The 21,309-nt window shown below is 70.2% G+C and carries 13 protein-coding genes and 2 pseudogenes; 7 read left to right on the top strand and 8 right to left on the bottom strand.

The window, feature by feature from the left end:
* The first annotated feature begins 84 nt into the window (after positions 1–84).
* Positions 85–2,178 (top strand): helix-turn-helix domain-containing protein, encoded by a 2,094-nt coding sequence (locus tag V1460_RS11295; protein ID WP_338673609.1) that lies wholly within the window; start codon positions 85–87, stop codon positions 2,176–2,178.
* 358 nt (positions 2,179–2,536) lie between these two features.
* Here V1460_RS11295 and V1460_RS11290 read toward each other — a convergent pair.
* Positions 2,537–3,247, bottom strand: a pseudogene (locus tag V1460_RS11290) (IS701 family transposase); the annotation flags it as partial.
* A gap of 409 nt (positions 3,248–3,656) precedes the next feature.
* On the opposite strand from V1460_RS11290, the gene V1460_RS11285 reads away from it, so the two are divergent.
* Together V1460_RS11285 and hflX are read left to right on the top strand one after the other, a co-directional pair.
* The gene (locus V1460_RS11285) at positions 3,657–6,191 is read left to right on the top strand and encodes a glycoside hydrolase family 3 C-terminal domain-containing protein (protein ID WP_338673608.1); all 2,535 of its coding nucleotides are present in this window, start codon (positions 3,657–3,659) and stop codon (positions 6,189–6,191) included.
* Between the two features lie 47 nt (positions 6,192–6,238).
* On the top strand, positions 6,239–7,648 hold the full coding sequence (gene hflX, locus V1460_RS11280) for a GTPase HflX (RefSeq protein ID WP_338673607.1): 1,410 nt from the start codon (positions 6,239–6,241) through the stop codon (positions 7,646–7,648).
* Between the two features lie 82 nt (positions 7,649–7,730).
* Here hflX and V1460_RS11275 read toward each other — a convergent pair whose 3' ends face one another.
* Positions 7,731–8,543, bottom strand: coding sequence for an AfsR/SARP family transcriptional regulator (locus tag V1460_RS11275; RefSeq protein WP_338673606.1), 813 nt, complete (start codon positions 8,541–8,543; stop codon positions 7,731–7,733).
* A 552-nt stretch (positions 8,544–9,095) separates the two neighbouring features.
* Between V1460_RS11275 and ccrA the strand changes: the two genes are divergently transcribed.
* Positions 9,096–10,439, top strand: coding sequence for a crotonyl-CoA carboxylase/reductase (ccrA, locus tag V1460_RS11270; RefSeq protein ID WP_338673605.1), 1,344 nt, complete (start codon positions 9,096–9,098; stop codon positions 10,437–10,439).
* A 245-nt stretch (positions 10,440–10,684) separates the two neighbouring features.
* On the opposite strand, the gene V1460_RS36270 is transcribed toward ccrA, so the two are convergent.
* From V1460_RS36270 to V1460_RS11255, 3 genes are all read right to left on the bottom strand, one after another.
* Complete coding sequence (locus V1460_RS36270; RefSeq protein WP_407077432.1) at positions 10,685–11,167, bottom strand: helix-turn-helix transcriptional regulator; 483 nt, start codon at positions 11,165–11,167, stop codon at positions 10,685–10,687.
* Positions 11,168–11,174: 7 nt separating this feature from the next.
* Entirely contained in the window at positions 11,175–12,014 is an 840-nt protein-coding gene (locus tag V1460_RS11260; RefSeq protein ID WP_338673604.1) for an AfsR/SARP family transcriptional regulator, read from the bottom strand.
* A 309-nt stretch (positions 12,015–12,323) separates the two neighbouring features.
* Entirely contained in the window at positions 12,324–12,974 is a 651-nt protein-coding gene (locus V1460_RS11255) for a ScbR family autoregulator-binding transcription factor (RefSeq protein ID WP_338673603.1), read from the bottom strand.
* Between the two features lie 789 nt (positions 12,975–13,763).
* Here V1460_RS11255 and V1460_RS11250 point away from each other — a divergent pair.
* The gene (locus tag V1460_RS11250; RefSeq protein ID WP_338673602.1) at positions 13,764–14,765 is read left to right on the top strand and encodes a ScbA/BarX family gamma-butyrolactone biosynthesis protein; all 1,002 of its coding nucleotides are present in this window, start codon (positions 13,764–13,766) and stop codon (positions 14,763–14,765) included.
* A gap of 17 nt (positions 14,766–14,782) precedes the next feature.
* Here the strand turns inward: V1460_RS11250 and V1460_RS11245 are convergent, their stop codons facing one another.
* On the bottom strand, positions 14,783–15,631 hold the full coding sequence (locus tag V1460_RS11245; RefSeq protein WP_338673601.1) for an SDR family oxidoreductase: 849 nt from the start codon (positions 15,629–15,631) through the stop codon (positions 14,783–14,785).
* Between the two features lie 137 nt (positions 15,632–15,768).
* Between V1460_RS11245 and V1460_RS11240 the strand changes: the two genes are divergently transcribed.
* On the top strand, positions 15,769–16,431 hold the full coding sequence (locus V1460_RS11240; protein WP_338673600.1) for a ScbR family autoregulator-binding transcription factor: 663 nt from the start codon (positions 15,769–15,771) through the stop codon (positions 16,429–16,431).
* A gap of 352 nt (positions 16,432–16,783) precedes the next feature.
* On the opposite strand, the gene V1460_RS11235 is transcribed toward V1460_RS11240, so the two are convergent.
* Positions 16,784–17,578 carry a helix-turn-helix domain-containing protein gene (locus V1460_RS11235; RefSeq protein WP_338673599.1) on the bottom strand — a complete coding sequence of 265 codons (795 nt, stop codon included), beginning with the start codon at positions 17,576–17,578 and terminating at the stop codon, positions 16,784–16,786.
* A 266-nt stretch (positions 17,579–17,844) separates the two neighbouring features.
* Here V1460_RS11235 and V1460_RS11230 point away from each other — a divergent pair.
* Positions 17,845–18,009 (top strand): annotated as a pseudogene (locus V1460_RS11230) (IS630 family transposase); the annotation flags it as partial.
* 311 nt (positions 18,010–18,320) lie between these two features.
* Here V1460_RS11230 and acnA read toward each other — a convergent pair.
* Entirely contained in the window at positions 18,321–21,035 is a 2,715-nt protein-coding gene (gene acnA / locus V1460_RS11225; RefSeq protein WP_338673598.1) for an aconitate hydratase AcnA, read from the bottom strand.
* Positions 21,036–21,309: the final 274 nt, after the last annotated feature.

The raw sequence follows: 21,309 nt of genomic DNA, 5'->3' as shown, positions 1-21,309 counted from the left end.
GGAAGGCGGTTGACGCTCCGTCGGCGGTCCGGTTACGTTCCCCAGGATGTCAAGATCAGACCGATTCGTCCGTTGGGGGCTGGGATGACAAGGGAGGACTCACAGACCGGAAGCGAGGTCCTGCGCATCCTCGAACTCCTCGCGAGGGAGGCGCCGGCCCACGCGTACGAGCAGCTCGTCGCCCAGGCCTGCCGCTCCGGGGCCGCACGCCACCGGATCGACCAGCTGACGCAGGCCAAGGGTCTCGCCTTGGAGGTCAACTCCCTCTTCGACCGGCGCCGTCAGCGCGAGGCCGAACTCGCCGCGCTCGTCGACACCGCCCTCGACCTCACCGAGCCCCGCCGACTCGACGCCACCCTGCGCCTGATCACGCGCCGCGCCCGGCTGCTGCTCAACACGGACCTCGCCTGTACCGCCCTGGCCGACGAGGCCACCGGAGATCTGACCGTCGGCGTCGCCGACGGCGCCGTCAGCGCCCGCACGACCGGCCACCGCATACCCGCCGCCGCGCTGCCCGGCGGCCCGCCCGGCGAACTACCGGGCCCGTTCTGGACCGCCGACCACCTCAGCGGCGAGCCGTCCGGTCACACCTCCGCGCTCGAAGACCTCCTGCAGGCCGAATCCCTACACGCCGTGCTCGGAGTACCGCTGCGCGCGGGCGACCGCTGCCTCGGCTTCCTCTACGTCGCCGACCGCGGGATACGGCACTTCACCCCCGACGAGGTGGCGCTCATGTGCTCCCTCGCCGACCTGTCCGCGGTCGCCATCAGGACAGCCCGGCTGCTGGAGACCGTGCAGGCCGCGAACACCGCGCTGGAGGAAGCCGGTACACGAGCCCGCGCCGGACTCAGCGACGCCCTGCGCGCCAAGGACCTCCAGGACGACCTGGTCCGGCTCGTCCTCGACGGGATCGGCATGGACGAACTCCTGGCCCGCGCTGCCGCCGAGCTCGGCGGCAGCCTGTCCGTCTGGGGCCAGGGAGGCGAGCGCCTCGGGGGACACGGCCGCACCCCCCGCCCGGACAGTGCCGAACTGGAGCGCGTGCGGCTCAACGCCGCGGCCACCGGCATCACCTGCGCGCTGACCGGCGGCACCCTGGTCGTACCCCTGTCCGTCCGCTCCGAGGACGTCGGCTCGCTGCTCTTCCATCCCGACGAGACGGCCGGCACCGGGACCGACCCCGAACCCAGCGAACAGGTCCTGCTCTCCTACGCGCGCACCGTGTCCCTGCTCCTGGTCATGCAGCGCTCCACGGAAGCCGGCGGACAGGCCGACGACGACCTTCTGGAGGACCTCGTCACCTGGGACGGCCCCGCCGAGGGACTGGCCCGGCGCACCCGCCGGCTCGCGGCCCGCCTCGAACGCCCCCATGTCGTGGTCGTCGCCCGCCCCCAGACCGAAGCCAGGGACCTGGTGGAAAGCTGGGCCGCCGGCCACGCCCGCCGCCACCGCGGCATGAAGACCCTCCAGGGCGACCGGCTCACCCTGCTCCTGCCCGGGGACGACCCGGCAACCTGCGCCGCTCTGGTACGCGAGCAACTCGCCGAGGCCACCGGCGTCCTCGTCACCGCAGGCGCCGCCCCGGTCACTCAGGGGGCGGACGCGATACGCCGCGCCCATCAGGAGGCCGTCCGCTGCCTGGACGCCCTCATCGCGCTCGGCGGCGCCGGACGCTCCGCCGCCGCCCGCGACCTCGGGTTCATCGGCATGCTGCTCGCCGACGACCACGACGCCTCCGGGTTCGTCGAGCGCGCCCTCGGCCCGCTGATCGACCACGACGCCGAGCGGTTCAGCAACCTCGTCGAGACCCTCGACGGCTGGTTCTCCGCTTCGGGCAGCCCCACCCGTGCCGCCGAACTCCTCTACGTGCACCCCAACACCGTCTCCCGCCGTCTGGAGCGCATCACCCAGTTGCTCGGCCCTGACTGGCAGCAACCGGAACGCTCACTTGACCTTCAACTCGCCCTGCGCCTGCAGCGGGCGCGCATCTTCCACGACCCCTCACCCGACGGCCTCCGGTCAGGGGAATCGGAGCCGCCGGGCCGCGACCGCAGTGTGCCCCCGGGCCCAACAGGCGTACCGCGTGCGCCAGTGACACGAGCGTCGCGTGCCGATGCCAGCCGTGGTACGAGCGCCCCTCGAAGTCCAGAGCCCCTACAGGCAGGCTCGTGCCCGTGAAGTCGGCGTCGGCCCGCCCGATCAGCCTGCCGAGCCCCAGCAGCGCGCCCCGGCTCGCACCGGCCAGGTTGGTGAGCCACAGCTCCGACACCTCGCGGCTGTTCGGCGACCACATGCCCACCAGCGTCAGTGGGGCGTCCGGCGGCAGCACCCGGCCGAGCCCCTGACGCATCCGCGGCACCGAAAGACCCGGCACCCGTACGGGGAGCAGGGACACCAGCGAGGTCTTCGGCAGCCCCGGGCCCGCCGGCTCGAACCACTCCACCGGCCGCCGCTGCGAACGCGCCAGCTCCGCCAGCCGCCTCGCCGGGGCCGACACGGACCGGCTCGCCCCGCCGGACAGGGCCGGGGCCAGCAAACCGGTACCGCCGCCGATCCGCAGCACGAAGGACAGCCCGGCACGTGAGAAGGCCTCCACCACCGGCGGCACGGCCTCCTCGCGGGCATCCGTCACCACCGGCAGCCGGGTGATCCCCCAGCCCGCCGCCTCCAGCACCATGTCGAGCGCCAGGTCCTCCGCGGAACCGGCGTCCACCGATTCGGGTATCGCCGCCCTCCTGCGCATCTCGGCGTCTTCGAGCCAGTCGCCGGACAGCGACAGCCGCCAGTTCACCGGGGCCGCCGCCGCTCCTGACGCCAACCACAGCCCGTAACCATGTTGGCTGTTGACCATCTGCCCCAGCTGAGGGACGAACCGGCGCCCCACTCCCACCGAATGACGGCCCGTCTTCGGAATCACCAGTGGGCGCACCACCCACGCCTTCGGCGCGAGCAGGCGGTCCATGCGTCCCGCCAACTCCGCCCGCAGGGGGGACCAGTCCCATGTCGAACAGCTGATGAAGTGGTGCAGGCTCTGCTCCGCCGAGCGCTCGCCTGTGCTCGCGGCCAGGTTGCGCATGGTCTTGCGGCCCGGGGTGTGCAGCAGCCCGTTCACATACAGCTCACCCTTGTGCCGCTGGTCGCGGCGGCGCAGCGAGGACAGCACCGACGCGACCAGGTTCCGCGACGCGTCCGCCGCCGGCTCGTGCAGCGGGTTCGGGGCTTCCACGGCCTGGAGAATGGCGCTCATGACGCTCCTCGGGGTCTCGGCGCCCCGGAACTCGCCGGACCGGGGCCGCATCGCTGGGACCCCTCCACCGTCCCCGGCAAACCAGTCGCGGCCCAGGTAGGCCGGAAACACACTTCCCGGCCCGTGTCGCCCCCGCCCCCCGGACGCCGCGGCGTCCGCCCCGCACCGGCCGCGGATGGTGGTCCCGCCACCACCGCCGACGCCCCGGGCCCCAGCAAGTGCCCCCGGCAACGCCCGTGTCCGCTCTCCTCAAGCGATTCTCAAGCGCCCGCGCCCAGGTATCACGGAACAGAACCACCGAACTCCGTAGAGTGTGACGGGCCCACCTCGCCTCCCGCGGCCGGCTCCGTGAGCGTGGAGGCACGCGCACCATGCGCGCGCACCAACGCACCGATCAACAGGAGGCCGCATGCCGTCCCGCACGTCGGCGGAGCGCACGACCCGCCGCCGGACCGGACTCCGGAGCAACTGGAGCAGACGCCGGGGCCGCACCTCGCGTCTGATCGCCCTCACCGTGGTCCTGCTCTGTACGAGCGGTCTGCTCACCACGGCCGAGGGCACCGCCGCACCGCCCGCCACGGAAGAGGGCACCCCGCGTGTCCGCGACCTCGTCGCACGGATGACCCTCGACGAGAAGCTGTCCTTCGTCCACTGGACGGCCGGCCCCAAGGGCGGTCCGCTGGCTCGCGGCGTCGGCTATCTGCCCGGCGTACCACGCCTGGGCATACCCCCGCTCCAGGCCGCCGACGGACCGACCGGCCTGCGCATCAACGGCAGCCGCGCCACGGCGATGCCCACACCCACCGCGCTCGCCGCCACCTTCGACGACGGACTCGCCACCGCCTACGGCAAGGTCCTCGGCCATGAAGGCCGCGCCCTGGGCCAGGACGTGGTCCTCGCCCCGATGGTCAACAACATCCGCGTGCCGCACGGCGGGCGCAACTTCGAGACGTTCAGCGAGGATCCGCTGGTCACCTCCCGCACCGCCGCCGCCGAGGTCAAGGGCATCCAGAGCCAGGGCCTGATGGCCACGGTCAAGCACTTCGCCGGCAACAGCCAGGAGACCGAACGCTTCACCGTCGACGCGACGATAGACGAGCAGACCCTTCACGAGACGGAACTGCCCGGCTTTCGCAGTGCCGTCGAGGCGGGCGCGGCATCCCTGATGTGCGCCTACAACGGTGTCAACGGCACCCCCTCATGCAGCAGCGACCAGCTCCTGCGGCAGGTCCTGCGCGAGCAGTGGGGCTTCAGGGGCTGGGTCATGTCCGACTGGCTCGCCACCAAGGCCACCAGCGACATCACCAAGGGACTCGACCAGGAACTGGGTCTGGAGATGGGCAAGCCCACCGACCCGGTCCCCGACGCGAGGCACTTCGGTGCCGCCCTGAAGTCCGCCATCGCCGCCGGCACGGTCCCCGAGTCCGCGCTCGACCGCTCCGTGACCCGCATCGTCGGCCAGATGGAGCGTTTCGGCCTTCTCGACCCCGCCGGGGGCGACCCGCGGCCCGTACGCGACGCCGAGGCCGGCAGGGACATCGCCCGAAAGATCGCCGAGAACGGCGCCGTCCTGCTGCGCAACACCGACACCGGCGGCCGCCGCACCCTCCCGCTCACCGGAACCGCCGCCACGTCCCTCGCCGTCATCGGTGACAGCGCCAAGCACCCCAAGGTCTCCGGTCTGGGCAGCGCGCATGTCATACCCGACTCGGCCGGGTCCCCGCTCGACGCGCTGCGCGAGCGCGCCGGCGAGAAGGCAGAGATCACCTACGAGCCCGGCATCGACCGGCTCGGCACCCCGCTGCCCGAAACCAACCTCAGCCCCGTCTTCCGGAACGGCAAGCAGCTCGATCCCGGCGGCGACCGCCGGTTCTACGACGGCACCCTGACCGTCCCCGCGGACGGCGACTACCGCGTCGGCGTCCGCGTCGACGGCGGCCTCGCCATCCTCCAGGTCGAGGGCCAGGACCCCGTCTACGCCGCCGACTCGTTCAGCGAGACCACCAGCGTCGTCCTCAAGCTCACCAAGGGCGCCCACAAGCTCGCCATGAGCGGCTGGGCATGGCCCGACCGACCGCTGTCCGTGGACCTGACCTGGGTCACCCCCGAACAGGCGGACCGGAACAAGGAACGGGCCGTCGCCGCCGCTGCCGCCGCGCGCACCGCCGTCGTGTTCGCCCAGGACGAGGGCTCCGAGGGCTGGGACCGCCCCTCACTGTCCCTGCCCGACGGCCAGGACGAGCTGATCGCCGCCGTCACCAAGGCCAATCCCAACACGGTCGTCGTCCTCAACACCGGCTCATCCGTACTGATGCCCTGGCTCAACTCCACGGGTGCCGTGCTGCAGATGTGGTACCCGGGCCAGGAGGGAGCCCAGGCCACCGCCGCACTCCTGTACGGGGACGCGAACCCCGGCGGCAAGCTCACCCAGACCTTCCCCGCGACCGAGAACAGCCACCCGATGGCGAACAGGCCCGAGCGCTTCCCCGGCGTCGCCGGCAAACAGGAGTACAACGAGGGCATCCACATCGGCTACCGCTGGTACGAACAGCAGGGCGTGACCCCGCTGTTCCCCTTCGGGCACGGCCTGTCCTACACCTCCTTCACCTACCGCGGCCTGGCCGTCGAGCGCACCGCCACCGGCGCCACCATCCGCGTGAACATCCGCAACAACGGCAACGTCACCGGCAAGGAGGTCGTGCAGGTCTACCTCGGCCCCGCTGCCCAGGTCACCGCCCCGCAGGCCGCCAAGAAGCTCGCCGGCTACACGAAGGTCACCCTGGCCCCCGGCCAGGAGAAGCGCGTCGCCGTCACCATCGACGCACGACAGCTCCAGTACTGGAACACCGCGCGACACGCCTGGCAGGACGCCAGGGGCGCCAGGGGCGTCATGGTGGGTTCCTCCTCGGCGGACATCCGCCTCACCGGCCGTCTCGCCTCCTGATCCTCCCCGCCGCCCGCCCGACCCCCCACCCCAGTGAGAGGAAACGCATGACCGCGAACCACGAGTCCATCCCCGCCCCCAACAGTCGCATCGGCGCCGCCGACGCCATCGACACCACCGAGGACACCGGACTGCGCCACGTCGCAGCCCTGTCCACCGAACTCCGGGACGTCGTCGAGGTCGAGCAGCGGCAGGTCCGCCTGGAGCGCGTGGTGCTCGTCGGCGTGTGGACCTCGGGCACGGTCGCGGAGGCCGAGAGCTCCCTCGCGGAGCTCGCCGCCCTCGCCGAGACCGCCGGTGCCCTTGTCCTCGACGGCGTCATCCAGCGCCGCGACAAGCCGGACCCGGCCACCTACATCGGCTCCGGCAAAGCCAAGGAGCTGCGCGCCCTCGTCGAGACCACCGGTGCCGACACCGTGGTCTGCGACGGCGAGCTGAGCCCCGCCCAGCTCGTCCGCCTGGAGGAGTTCGTCAAGGTCAAGGTGGTCGACCGGACCGCCCTGATCCTCGACATCTTCGCCCAGCGTGCCACCTCCCGCGAGGGCAAGGCGCAGGTCGCGCTCGCGCAGATGCAGTACATGCTGCCGCGGCTGCGCGGCTGGGGCGCCTCGCTGTCCCGGCAGATGGGCGGCGGTGGCGGGGGCGGCGGGGGCATGGCCACTCGCGGCCCCGGCGAGACGAAGATCGAGACGGACCGGCGTCGGCTGCGCGACAAGATGTCCAAGATGCGCGGGGAGATCGAGGAGATGAAGATCGCCCGCGACCTCAAGCGGCAGGAGCGCCGACGCAACAGGGTCCCGTCGGTCGCGCTCGCGGGCTACACCAACGCGGGCAAGTCCTCGCTCCTCAACCGTCTGACCGGCGCCGAGGCCCATGTGCAGAACGCCCTGTTCGCCACCCTGGACCCGACCGTGCGTCGCAGCGAGACGGCCGGCGGGCGGGCCTACACCCTGGCCGACACCGTCGGCTTCGTTCGGCACCTGCCGCACCAGCTCGTCGACGCGTTCCGCTCCACTCTGGAGGAGGTCGCCGAGGCCGACCTCATCCTGCACGTGGTCGACGGCTCGCACCCGGACCCGGAGTCCCAGATCGAGGCCGTGCGCGCGGTCATCGGCGAGATCGGCGGCGCCGGCGTTCTGGAGCTGATCGTCGTCAACAAGGCCGACACGGCGGCGCCCGAGGCTCTCGAACGGCTCAGGCAGGCAGAGCCGACGGCGATCGCCGTGTCGGCCCGGACCGGAGAGGGCATCGAGCACCTCCTCGCCCGCATCACCGAGGAACTCCCGCACCCCGACACCGAGGTGGAGGTGCTCATCCCGTACACGGAGGGGCACCTGGTGGCCCGCATCCACGCTTCCGGCGAGGTGCTGGCCGAATCCCACGAGGAGACCGGCACCCGTCTGAAGGCCAACGTGGACGCCCCGCTCGCGGCTGACCTGGCCGCCTACGCGGCCTGACCTCGGGCGGGAGAAGCGTGAGCGCCCTTGCCCGCCCCCGTGGGGGCGGGCAAGGGCGCCATATGGCGGGACGCCGTGCGTCCTACGCCGCGTAGAGGTCGAACGTGGAGGTGCGGCGCGGCCCGGAAACCACGTCCAGGGCGGGGTCCACCGTGATCATCGCCTGGTGCAGGCGCTGGAGCTGTGGTGAGGGCTCCAAGCCGCGCTCGCCGACGAGCCGGGCGCGCAGGCGCCGGTAGACATCGAGCGCGGTCGTCTGCCGGCCGGAGCGATAGAGCGCCACCATGGCCTGCGCGTGCAGGCCCTCACGATGCGGATGCCGGGCTATCAATTCAGCCAGCTCGGTGATGAGTTCAGCGTGCCTGCCCATACACAGGTCGACGTCGACGCGGCGCTCCGTGGTCACCAGCCGGCTCTCCTCCAGCCGCATGAGTTCGATCTCCAGGATCGGGCCGACCTGAACGCCGGCCAGCGCCGGCCCCTTCCACAGGACGAGCGCCTTCCGCAGCAGGCCGGCGGCCAGCTCGTCCCGACCGTCCTCGAAGGCGCTGTGGCCCCTGCCAGCCAGCGCTTCGTACTCGTGGGCGTCGACCGCCTCGGGAGGCATCCGCATCAGGTAACCGCCGTGGCGGGTGGCGAGCACCTCCCCGGCTCCGCCCGGCCCCGTGCTCGTGCCCAGCCGTCGGCGCAACTGGAGGACACAGGTCCGCAGGGCGGTGCGGGCGTTCTGCGGGAGCTGCGTCCCCCAGATTTCCTCCATGAGCGTCGGTACGGGAATCACCCGTCCCGGATACAGGGCGAGAAGAGCCAGGATCTGGCGCAGCTTCCCGGTCGTCGGCACAATCGAACCCCCGTCGACCTCGGCACTCAACGGACCCAGAACCTGAATCCTCATGGTTTTCCTCCGCGCATGGTCGAGTTCGCATCGAATTTCAGCCTTCGACGCACGAACGGTAGCGAAGTGTTGAGAGCCGTCTCGAAATCCTCAAGCAGCTGTCGAGCCGGTCTCCAACTCCCGGCCGGCAATCGAGGAATCGCCTGGTAGATTTCACACAAGACCTCAACTCAGGTGTCACATCGGGCCACCGCGAGAAAGCCGCACACCGGCGCATGGGGCGGTGACGGGGCCCACGGATGAGCCGTTGACGTCGGAGGCGGTGACGGCGCCCAGATCGCCGTCGACCGCCTTGACAGGCGGAGACGAGCCACTACCGAAGGCCCCGCGTGCGTCACGGGCGCATGGACGCCGTCCGATTCCGTCCGCGAATTCCACCGACCTCTTCGGTCGGGGGTGGATTGCTTCGCGCGTTCTCTGCGAACGACCGACATCGCCTGATCAAGCCCCGGCAGAAAAGCAGGGGAATGCGCCGGAAAAATAGGGGTATCTCGGTTCCGGAAATCGACCTAGCCTGGCCGGAGAAGCCCCCCTACTCGCAAGGGATTTAACGTGGACGAGATCGTCAATGCCCTGATCGCCGAGGACGTGGCGCCGGCCGACGTCGCGGCCCTGCCGCTACCCGAGTCGTACCGGGGCAACGTGGTGCGCCGGGACGAGACGGACATGTTCGAGGGGATGGCCTCCGCGGACAAGGACCCTCGCAAGTCCCTGCACCTGCAGGACGTGCCCACGCCGGAACCCGCCCCCGGCGAGGCGCTGATCGCGGTGATGGCGAGCGCCGTCAACTACAACACCGTGTGGAGCTCCATCTTCGAGCCGCTGCCCACCTTCGGGTTCCTGGAGCGCTACGGGCGCCTCAGCGACGCCGCCCGGCGCCATGACCTGCCGTACCACGTACTGGGCTCGGATCTGGCCGGCGTGGTGCTGCGCACCGGCCCCGGGGTGAACCGCTGGAAGGCCGGCGACCGGGTCGTCGCGCACTGCCTGTCCGTGGAGCTGGAGTCCGCCGACGGACACGACGACACGATGCTCGACCCCGAGCAGCGCATCTGGGGCTTCGAGACCAACTTCGGCGGCCTCGCGGAGCTGGCGCTCGTGAAGGCGAACCAGTTGATGCCCAAACCGGAACACCTGACCTGGGAAGAGGCCGCCAGCCCCGGCCTGGTCAACTCGACGGCTTACCGCCAGCTCGTCTCACGCAACGGCGCCGGCATGAAGCAGGGCGACAACGTCCTGATCTGGGGCGCCGGCGGCGGCCTAGGCTCGTACGCCACCCAGCTCGCCCTGGCCGGCGGCGCCAACCCCGTCTGCGTGGTCTCATCCCCGGAGAAGGCGGAGATCTGCCGGGCCATGGGCGCCGATGCGGTCATCGACCGGAACGCGGAAGGCTACAGGTTCTGGAAGGACGAGGCGACCCAGGACCCCCGCGAATGGAAGCGCTTCGGAAAACGCATTCGGGAGCTGACCGACGGCGAGGACGTGGACATCGTCTTCGAACACCCGGGCCGCGAGACATTCGGCGCCTCCGTCTACGTGGCGCGCAAGGGCGGCACCATCGTCACCTGCGCCTCGACCTCCGGTTTCCGGCACGAGTACGACAACCGCTACCTGTGGATGTCACTCAAGCGCATCATCGGCTCCCACTTCGCGAACTACCGTGAGGCCTGGGAGGCCAACCGCCTCATCGCCAAAGGCAGAATCCACCCCACGCTCTCGAAGACCTACCCCCTGGAGGCGACCGGCCAGGCGGCGTACGACGTCCACCGCAACCTCCACCACGGAAAGGTCGGCGTGCTCGCACTCGCGCCGCGCGAAAGGCTCGGCGTACGGGACCCGGAGCTGCGCGCTAAGCACCTCGACGCCATCAACCGGTTCCGTACACGGGAAGACTGAAAAGGCCTCCGGGAACGGCCGCGTCGAGCACCGTCCCGTGATGCCGGGTCGATCAGCGTCGTGGGTGTCGGCCACACGGGAGTCTCCGGCCCCTGCGGTCGAGGCCGGGAGTGGCTCCCGCCGTGCCCGCAGGGGCTTGTGGCACAGGTACTCGGCAGCCGCGACCGGTCGCCGTCGGGCGCACTGGGCCGCGAGCACCAGAGGGGTTACGTGAGTCCACAGGCGCGGTAGGGCCGGGAGTTCGGTCACCGCCCGACCGCGGGGGCACGACGGTTCCCGCTCTCGCGGAGCGCTGCGCCCCCGTCCCCGGCGCCGTCGTCGGCGGCCCGCCACAGGGCCGCGAGTTCGACGCGGGACCGCACAGCGAGCTTGCGGTAGACACGGGTCAGGTGCTGTTCGACGGTACTGGGGGTGACGAACAGGCATGCCGCGACGGCACGGTTGGTGAAACCCTCCGCGACGAGCCCCACGACCCGGCACTCGGCCCGGCTGAGCACGGCCACGGCCGGACCGCTCCCGGCGGGCACCCCCGCCGAGGGGCCGTCGCCGGAGGACGGAGCCCCCTCGGCGACTGCCACGGCGCCGGCGTTCTCGCTCAGCCTTGAATCGGCTTCGCCGTTGCGGCACGGCGTCGCGGCACCCCCGTGGGCGGGACGCCTGCGGGCGCGTTCCGGCCTCTCCTGCATCTCGATTCCCTCCAGGCCCGCGGGGCGTGCGGACGTGGTCACGTTGCCCTCAACCCGCGTGGACGAGGCGGTCGTCGGCGTTCTCGGCCGCGTCGACGACGTTCTCAGGGGCGGCCATCAGGATGGCGCGCTGCAGTTGGCGCAGGGCCGCGGAAGGCTCCAGGCCCAGCTCGCGGACGAGGGTGACACGCAGCCGCTGGTAGACGTCGAGGGCCTCGCCACGGCGGCCAGAGCGGTGCAGAGCGAGCATGAACTGCCCGTGCAGGTTCTCGTGGGCGCGGTAGCGGCTGACCAGGACGGTGAGTTCGGCGAGCAGCTCGCGATGGCGGCCGAGGCGCAGGTCCGCCTCGATGCGCCGGTCGAGCGCACAGAGCCGGATCTCCTCCAGCCGCCGGGTCTCCATGTCGAGCTGCACCCCGTTCTGCACATCGGCGAAGGCGGGCCCGGACCACAGCGACAACGCCTCGCGCAGCAGCCGGGCCGCGCCCGCGAAGTCGCCGGCGTCCATCGCCCGGTATCCCTTGCCGGCCAGCCGGTCGAACTCACGGACGTCGCTGGTGCCGTCGTTGCTGTTGAGCAGATACCCGCCGGGCAGCGTGACGAGCACGTCCTTGGCTGTGCGCCGCGGCCCGGCCCCATCCTCCTCCGCACCTTGCTCCAGCGCCGTGGCGATCAGCGCCCTCAGCTGCAGCACATAGGTCTGCAGCGTCGTCCGAGCACTGCGCGGGGGCTCCCCCGCCCAGAGCTCCTCGATCAGCGCCGAGACGGGGACCACCTGGTCTGCGTGCAGTGCCAGGAGTGCCAGTACCTGACGGGGCTTGGAGGCGGTCGGCGTGATGGAGATCCCGTTCTCCCGCACCGCGAGTGCGCCCAGTACATCGATGTCCACGCCGTAACTCCCCCTGGCTGTCCGTGGATTGAGGCTCGGCCTACGCCGCACGATCAGTAAAAAACAGGACCGGCGGTTTGTCAACGAGAAACCGACCGCGCCGTTTTTACCGTCTCCCCATCCAACACAGCCTCAAATACGATCCTGAACTGCATAAATGAGCAATTCATCCATGGAGCCCACACTTCCGCACAGCGGTCGATCCCTCCAGAACGGTCACACGGAAGCCTGAAAACAGACCACCAGGTCTCCTCGGACGCAAGGCCCCGACCTCCCGCTCGGCCGTGCGGAAGACCGGACCCGGGAGCGCTACGGCGCAACGACACCACCACACCAGGCACCTTCGGCCTTGAGGTCCGCCAGCAGGCCGTCAGACACGACCGCCGGAAGCAGCAGCAACCAGAACCGGGTGATCGTGGCGCCCGAGAGCCACTCGGCGTCCCGGGCCCCGAGCACCTCCAGCCCCACGGTTGCGGAGACCACGGCGTTCACCGCGTCCGACGCCGTCACGCCCGGGCGCAACTCGCCGTCACCTTCGGCCTGCAGGACCTTCTCCCCGACCCATCGCCGCCACCATTCGCGCAGGTCGACGCGCACCGGGCGGGACACCTCTCCACTCAGCTCGAAGCCGACCCGCAGCACCACGTCCTCGCGCAGCGCGCGGGCGAGCCGGTGCGTGACGTCGACCAGGAGCTGCACACGGCTCACCCCACGAGGGGGCACCACACCGGCGACGGACAGCAGCCGGGTCAGCGCCGCCTCCTCGACGGCGTCCGTCAACGCCGCCTTGTTGACGAAGTGATGATGCAGTGCCCCCTTGCTCACGCCCGCAAGCGAGCTGATCGACGTGAGCGAGGCCAGCGCGAACCCCTCCCGGTCGAACACCTCGGCCGCGGACCGGATCAGGGCGTCGCGCGTACGCACCGCGCGTTCCTGTTTGACCATCAACTGCTCCGTCACTGGAAGGCTGGTTAGCGCGCCCGCAGAGGGCAGGCAGGGCCGGAAAGCCGCCATGAAGCCGACCGGGGGGCCGCTCGCGACGGCACCCCCGATGCCGCCCCTCACCACCACACCCGAGCCCTCCCCACCATGCGACGTGCTCCGAACTCCCGAACCTTAACAAACCGCTTGCGCGGTTTTTGCCGTGGAGTCCTCGCCGCCACCCCGGGTCAAGCGAAAGTCAGGTCGAAGAACCCGCCCTGGGGGCTGCCTCACAATCCCCAGTGGATCAGCGTGCGGCGTCGGACGTATGGGGCCTCCCGGCCCTCCTGGGCCGAGGGGACGCATCGCAATGGCGGTGCGACCCCCGGCGGAGCCAGGGGGAAGCCACCCTCATACCGGGCACATTCGGATGATTCAACAACGAAGCAAGGTTTCGCGGACCCCCGGAGGGGGCCCGGGAGCCCACACCGCAGTCGGGGCACCCCCCCAGGCGAAGCCCTGGGGGGGGGTGCCCCGACTGCGGATCACGGGACAGCTCCCAAGCACCGGTGCCCAGCCTCGACATCCGCCATAGAGCAGCGCTCGAATCCCCCTCGACCCGCCCAGAGAAGGGGCACCTCCAGGGTCGGGGCGGATCAGCAGCGAGGCGGACCCTCCTCCGACCAGGGAAGACCGCAAACAGAAGAAGGCGCTCCGCTTCAGGCGTGAACGGAGGCTCGCATACCGCTAGAAACTAAACCGGCTGGTATGTATCTTTCGGGCCAAGGGCCCACGGCCCGTCTCGTCCACGCAGCTCAGGGGGAGCCAATGTCTGCGAGTACGTTCCGCGTTGAACGCCCGACGATCGCCGCCCACCGGGCCTCCATCGCGGTGGAACCGCGGTCCGGCCTTTTCGGACTGCACCATGCGACCCTGACGACGACCGTCCCCAAGGAGTTGGTGCACCGCACGGCCGTCGCGGAGGTCATGCTCACCGACTGGCTGCGCGAGGACGACACACGTTTCAGGGTGGACGCCCAGTGGCCCCGCAGTCACAGCTTCTTCACCCCCGTCGACGGGGAGCACCACGACCCGCTCATGGTTGCCGAGACGATCCGTCAGATCGGATCGCTCCTCGGGCACGCCGAGTTCGGCGTGCCGTTCGGCCACCAGTTCCTGCTGCGGGAGTTCGGCCTCACCGTCCACCCGGAGCACCTCGGGGTGCGCCATACCCCGGCCTCCCTCGACATCGACGTCACTTGCACCGAGGTCAAGCGACGCGGTGCCGACCTGTCCGGACTGACCTACGAGTGCGCCGTCCGCCGTGAGGGGCGGCTTGTGGCCACGGGCCGGACCTCCTTCACCTGCATCAGCCCGAGCGTCTACGAACGGGTGCGCCCCAAGCGGGTGTTCGACGTGGATCACCGCCCGCTCCCCTTGACCGCGCCCATGGCGCCGCAGAGCGTGGGGCGCACCTCTCCGGGTGACGTGGTGCTCTCCCCCATCGGGCACGCCACCCGCTGGCAGCTACGGCTCAACACCCGCCACCCCGTGCTGTTCGACCACCCGGTCGACCACGTCCCGGGAATGCTGCTGCTGGAAGCCGCCCGGCAAGGCGCGGCCGCCGCCCTGAATCGTTCCTCTCTCCTCCCGCTCGGCATCGACGGTGACTTCAAGCGATACGCGGAACTCGACGAGCCCTGCTTCATCGAGGCCGAGCGGCTCAGACCAGCCTCGCCCGGTCAGGCCGAGCGGGTGCGCGTGACGGGCCACCAGGGCGGAGACCTCGTCTTCTCCTCTGTCGTGACGGCGGCTCCGGACCCCGACTGACCACGGGCCGCGGCCACTCACCCCCCGGCGAACGCCGTGAGGTGATCCCGGGCCCAGGTCTCGAAGGAGCTCGCCGGCCTGCCGGTGAGCTCCGCGACCGTGCGCACCACTCCCGCCTTGGCCCCCTCGCGCTGCCGCCGCGCACTGTGCAGGAGCGCCTCGACCACGGGAGCGGGATGGCGTCGCGACCACAGGACACGCGCCTGGTCCGGGGCCAGTTCCTCGAAGCGGACCGGGCGGCCCAGCAGTTCGGCGAGCCGGTCCGTCTGCCAGACCGCGCTGACCGCCTGCGGGCCGGTCAGCGTGTAGGCCCTGCCCTGGTGCCCGGGCTCGGTGAGCGCGCGGACCGCCACGTCGGCGATGTCACGCGGATCCACACAGGCGTTGACCGACTCGCCGTACAGGGCCCGTACGACCCGCTCGGAGCGCAGAGAGGGCGCCCAGGACAACGAGTTCGACATGAAGGAGCGCGGACGCAGCAGCGTCCACCCCATTCCGGAGACGCGCAGGAGCTCCTCGGCGTCGCGCTGCCAGCCGGTGATCAGGTCATCGGCCAGCACGTCCTCGACCGCGGCGGCGGAGAGCTTCACCACATGGCCCACCCCAGCCGTCACCGCGACGTCCACGAACCGGGCGTCCTGATCACCACCGACCTCGTTCGTGACGAGGAACGCGCTGCGCACCCCGCGCATGGCCCGTTCCAGAGCCGCCGGGTTGCCGTAGTCACCCCGGACGATCTCGGCACCGGGTGCTGCCCCCACCACACGCGAGGGGTCCCTCGCGAGGACGCGTACGGAGGCTCCGACGGGCAGTTGGCGCATGACCTCCCGCCCCACGGTTCCCGTGGCGCCGGTCACAAGGATCATCGGGAGCCTCTCAGCGCTTGTACATGCCCAAGCCCGCCATATACAGGCTTGTATCGCGGTTCACGCCCTGTAAGATACGGACTAGACGGTTTGTATACGGAGCCTATCCAGGTTCGTCAAGCACATGGAGAACCACCGTGGCGGAGCAGGAACGGGCCATCCGTACACGTCGCGCCATCCTGCTGGCAGCGGCCAGGGTCTTCGAGGAGCGCGGCTACCAGACAGCGACCATCTCCGAGATCCTCTCCGCGGCAGGTGTAACCAAGGGCGCCCTCTACTTCCACTTCCAGTCGAAGGACGAACTGGCGCAGGGCGTACTGGCCGCGCAGGACCAGAACCTCGTGATCCCCGACCGCCCGAGCAAGATCCAGGAGATCGTGGACATCGTCTCGCTGCACACCTACCGGCTGCTGACCGACCCCATGGTCCGGGCGGGCGTGCGGCTCACGATGGACCAGTTGGCCCATGGCCTCGACCGCAGCGGCCCGTTTCGCAGTTGGGCCGTCCCGGTCCGGGAACGGCTCGAGAGAGCCCAGGCCCAAGGCGAGTTGCTCCCCCACGTCGTACCGGCCGAGACCGCCGACATCATCGTGGGAGCGTACGCCGGCATCCAGTCCATGTCCCAGGCGCTCAGCGACTACCAGGACCTCGTGGTCCGGGTCTCCGCGCTGCTGCGGCACCTGCTGCCCAGCATCGCCCACTCCTCGGTCCTGACGGCCACGGATATCTCCGAGAGCCGCGGCAACCGTGTGTACGAAGAGGCTCTGCGGCACACCGAGACCCTCACCGCCACAATCTGACGTCCACTCACCGATGTCGCGGCACCCTCACCCGCGCCGCCCGCTCCGCCGGCCCGTGACCGGCGGGGCGTCCTGTGGTGCCATCAGACAAGGGCGAACGGCACGCCGGTGCCACGCGTCAAGGTCGGCGCGGGCTGGACACCGTACTCCCGGATCACGGGGTCGGCGGCCTCTCCGGCGGTACCCGGCCGGAGAAGCCTCCCGCGACACACGGGGTGCGCTCCGGCCGTACGAGGACACCGTCGGCGGGCGTGAACGGCTCGCCATGAGATCGGCTGGGTTCACGCCGAGTTGAAGGAGTCGAGGACGATGGCGGCAACGACATCCGGATCGGGCAGGCCGTCAGGGTCGATCAGCCATTGGACGATGAGCCCGCTGAGCAAGACGTAGCAGAAGGCACCCGCCTGCTCCGCGATCTCCGAGTCCGCGGCCGGGTCAATCCGAGGAGCTGCTGCGCCAGTTCCCGGCGGGCCCCGATGACGGCGGCGCGCAGTCTCCGCTGGGTCTCCGGGTCGTCGTCGGCGCGGGCGATCAGCTCGAAGGACGCGGCGAGCAACCCGCGGTAGCCGGAGAACGAATCGACGGCGCTGGCCCAGCTTTGCGCGATCCGTTCCCGAACCGGATGCCGGGGAACGTCCCGCAACCGCGCGTCCGACGTGGCCGACCACCCTTCCAGGCCATCGAGCAGGGCGGAGTCGAGCAGTGCGTCCGTGGTGCCGAAGTGGTAGCCGATGGCCGAAGTGCTGACCCCGGCGGCCGCCGCGACGTCTCGCGCCCGGGTCCTCGCATATCCCTTTCGGTCCCACATGAGCGACCACATGGCGGTCGTCGCCACCCCGACCAGGTGGAGGCACCGATGTTCGCGGACAGGGGCCCGGCCGCCGTCGAGAAGGCCCTCGTGACCGCCTTCCCCGAAGGCACACCCATCGCCCGGGGGACCCACCTGGTCGATGACCGACTCCTCAGGCCCTCTGTCACGCCGGAGCTGGCGCCTCACTGGAGCCTCATGCGCCAGGCGGGCGGCGAGTCCGGCGAGCGGCGGCAGATCGAGGTCGTCGACGACGAGGCGACGTTCCGGGTACTCACCCGGCCGGACCTGGTCCGCCCGGGAACGCACGGCGCTCGAGGACGGCCGCATCCTGGCCATGGCCCACGAATACCTCCAGAGCGACCGCATCGCCTCCGCCCCGCACCGCGAGGCCCGTCCAGCGGGACCGGAAGGCCTGGGGCATCTGGTGCTGCGGACGGGCTCACCGGCTCGCGACTCCCCCAGAGCTTCGCCTGGAGGGTGCCCCTGGCACGCACTCCCCCCGGCTTCGCCGGGCTAGTGTCCTGCGCCGGGAATTCGATCAAGATATGAAGTGAGGCGTTGAAGGATCTCGTCGGCGTCCTTCGTCCAGACGAAGGGCTTCGGGTTGTCGTTCCCTCCCGCGGCGCGGCTGGCTCTCCAACGTCGCCTTCAGCGCCCCCGAACACCTCATCCAGCGCATCCGACACGGCCTGCGGCGCATCCAGTACCGCAGCCACCTCATAGACGGCTGCCTCGCCGAGACCGACCTGACCATCAGACCCGGCTGACCGGCCACGACAACACGAGTTGAACCTCAGTAGGTGGCTGGGTCCCCGACCTCACCACTCTGATCACCGACAGCTACGCCCCGCCGGTCCCAACACCGCTAGCGGCGCTCATTCGCCACACGCTTGCAAGGACAGAAGAACCCCGCACCTGGTATCAGATGCGGGGTTCTTCGTCGTCGTAGGATGCGCAGCTCCGCTCCGGGAACAGATCGCGTGCGATCATGGTCGCAGGCGCGTCGTCTGCCCCGTCGAGCACGAGCGCCCTGCCCCCGCGCGCGAGATGCAGAGGCAGGGCGCTCGTTCACGTCAGGTCAAGAACCGGCGAGTTGGCGCAGCACGTACTGCATGATGCCGCCGTTGCGGTAGTAGTCCGCCTCACCGGGGGTGTCGATGCGGACCACCGCGTCGAACTCCACACCGGTGTCCGTGCTGACCTTGACCGTGCGGGGCGTGGTGCCGTCGTTGAGGTCGGTCACGCCGGCGATGGAGTAGACCTCCTCACCCGTCAGGCCGAGGGACTCCGCCGTGGCGCCCTCGGGGAACTGGAGCGGGAGGACGCCCATGCCGATGAGGTTCGAGCGGTGGATGCGCTCGTAGGACTCGGCGATGACGGCCTTGACGCCGAGGAGCGCGGTGCCCTTGGCGGCCCAGTCGCGGGACGATCCGGAGCCGTACTCCTTGCCCGCCAGCACGACGAGCGGGATGCCCTGGTCGATGTAGTTGCGGGAGGCGTCGTAGATGAACGAAACCGGCGCGTCGGCCTGGGTGAAGTCGCGGGTGTAGCCGCCCTCGGTGCCCGGCGCGATCTGGTTGCGCAGGCGGATGTTGGCGAACGTACCGCGGATCATGACCTCGTGGTTGCCTCGGCGCGAGCCGTAGGAGTTGAAGTCACGACGCTCCACACCGTGCTCGGTGAGGTACTTGCCGGCCGGGGTGTCGGCCTTGATCGCACCGGCCGGGGAGATGTGGTCGGTGGTGACCGAGTCGCCCAGCTTGGCCAGTACGCGGGCGCCGGTGATGTCGGTGACCGGGGTGGTCTCCATCGTCACGCCCTCGAAGTACGGGGGCTTGCGGACGTAGGTCGACTCGGCGTCCCACTCGAAGGTGTTGCCGGTCGGGATCGGCAGAGCCTGCCACTGGGCGTCGCCCGCGAAGACGTCCCGGTAGGACTTGCTGAACATGTCCTCGCCGATGGCGTTGGCCACGACGTCGTTGACCTCGGCCTCGGAGGGCCAGATGTCCTTCAGGTAGACCGGGTTGCCCTCGGTGTCGGTGCCGAGCGCGTCACGGGTGATGTCCACCTTCATGGAGCCCGCGAGGGCGTAGGCCACGACCAGCGGCGGGGACGCCAGGTAGTTCATCTTGACGTCGGGGTTGATCCGGCCCTCGAAGTTCCGGTTGCCGGAGAGCACCGAGGTGACGGCCAGGTCGTGCTCGTTGACGGCCTTGGAGACCTCCTCCGGCAGCGGGCCGGAGTTGCCGATGCAGGTGGTGCAACCGTAGCCGACCAGGTTGAAGCCGACCTTGTCGAGGTACGGGGTCAGGCCCGCCTTGTCGAAGTAGTCGGTGACGACCTTGGAGCCCGGGGCGAGGGTGGTCTTGACCCACGGCTTGCGGGTCAGGCCCTTCTCGACCGCCTTCTTGGCCACGAGCGCGGCGGCGACCATGACGTACGGGTTCGAGGTGTTGGTGCAAGAGGTGATCGCGGCGACGGTGACGGCGCCGTGGTCGATCTCGTAGGTGGAGCCGTCGGGGGCCGTGACCGTGGTCGGGCGGGACGGGACACCGTTGGTGGACGCCGGGGCGTCGGAGGCCGGGAAGGACTCCTTGCCCGCCTCGTCGGCGTCGTCCACGTAGTTGCGTACGTCCAGGGCGAACTGCTGGGCGGCGTTCGCGAGGACGATGCGGTCCTGCGGCCGCTTCGGGCCGGCGATCGAGGGGACGACGGTGGAGAGGTCGAGCTCCAGCTTCTCGGAGAAGTCGGGCTCGGCGGCCGGGTCGAGCCAGAGCCCCTGCTCCTTGGCGTACGCCTCGACCAGCGCGACCTGCTGCTCACTGCGGCCGGTCAGGCGCAGGTAGTTCAGGGTCTCGCCGTCGATCGGGAAGATCGCGGCGGTGGAGCCGAACTCCGGCGACATGTTGCCGATGGTGGCGCGGTTGGCGAGCGAGGTGGCGGCGACACCCTCACCGTAGAACTCCACGAACTTGCCGACGACGCCGTGCTTGCGCAGCATCTCGGTGATCGTGAGCACCAGGTCGGTGGCGGTGGTGCCGGGTGTGAGCTCACCGGTGAGCTTGAAGCCGACGACGCGCGGGATGAGCATGGAGACCGGCTGGCCCAGCATGGCGGCCTCGGCCTCGATACCGCCGACGCCCCAGCCCAGCACGCCGAGGCCGTTGACCATGGTGGTGTGCGAGTCGGTGCCGACGAGGGTGTCGGGGTACGCCTGACCGCCCCGGACCATGACCGTACGGGCGAGGTGCTCGATGTTCACCTGGTGGACGATGCCGGTACCGGGCGGCACGACCTTGAACTCGTCGAAGGCGGTCTGGCCCCAGCGCAGGAACTGGTAGCGCTCCTTGTTGCGGCCGTACTCCAGCTCCACGTTCTGGCCGAAGGCGTCCGGGGTGCCGAACTTGTCGGCGATCACGGAGTGGTCGATGACCAGCTCGGCCGGAGCCAGCGGGTTGATCTTCGCCGGGTCGCCGCCGAGTTCCTTCACGGCCTCACGCATGGTGGCCAGGTCCACGACACAGGGCACACCGGTGAAGTCCTGCATGATCACGCGGGCCGGCGTGAACTGGATCTCCTGACTCGGCTGCGCCTGCGAGTCCCAACCGGCGAGGGCCCGGATGTGGTCGGCGGTGATGTTGGCGCCGTCCTCGGTGCGGAGCAGGTTCTCCAGCAGGACCTTGAGGCTGTAGGGAAGGCGGGCGGAGCCCTCGACCTTGTCCAGCCGGAAGATCTCGTACGACTCGTCGCCCACGCGCAGCGTGCTGCGGGCGTCGAAGCTGTTCGCCGACACGACAGTCTCCTTTTTCCATGTGCGCGTACGAACCGCAATCCTGCCGCCTGTGGCCGCCCTCGATCCGCTAAGGTAAGACTTACTTAGGTCAGCCTTACCGGCGGTCGCGATGTACGAGGGGTGCGGTACGCCTTCTCACAGATATCTCGATGTCGAGATAACTCTAGTACATGACCGCCGACCGGTCATGCCCGGACTCCTCTTGATCTCTCGCAGCGAAGGTTGAGCGTTGTCACCGAAGGTTGGTGACCGCTAGTTTTTCTCACCGAAGGTT

Source organism: Streptomyces sp. SCSIO 30461, assembly GCF_037023745.1.
Classification (GTDB): domain Bacteria; phylum Actinomycetota; class Actinomycetes; order Streptomycetales; family Streptomycetaceae; genus Streptomyces.
The sequence above is the reverse complement of the archived record's forward strand: the minus strand, read 5'-3'. Positions and strand labels throughout refer to the sequence as shown.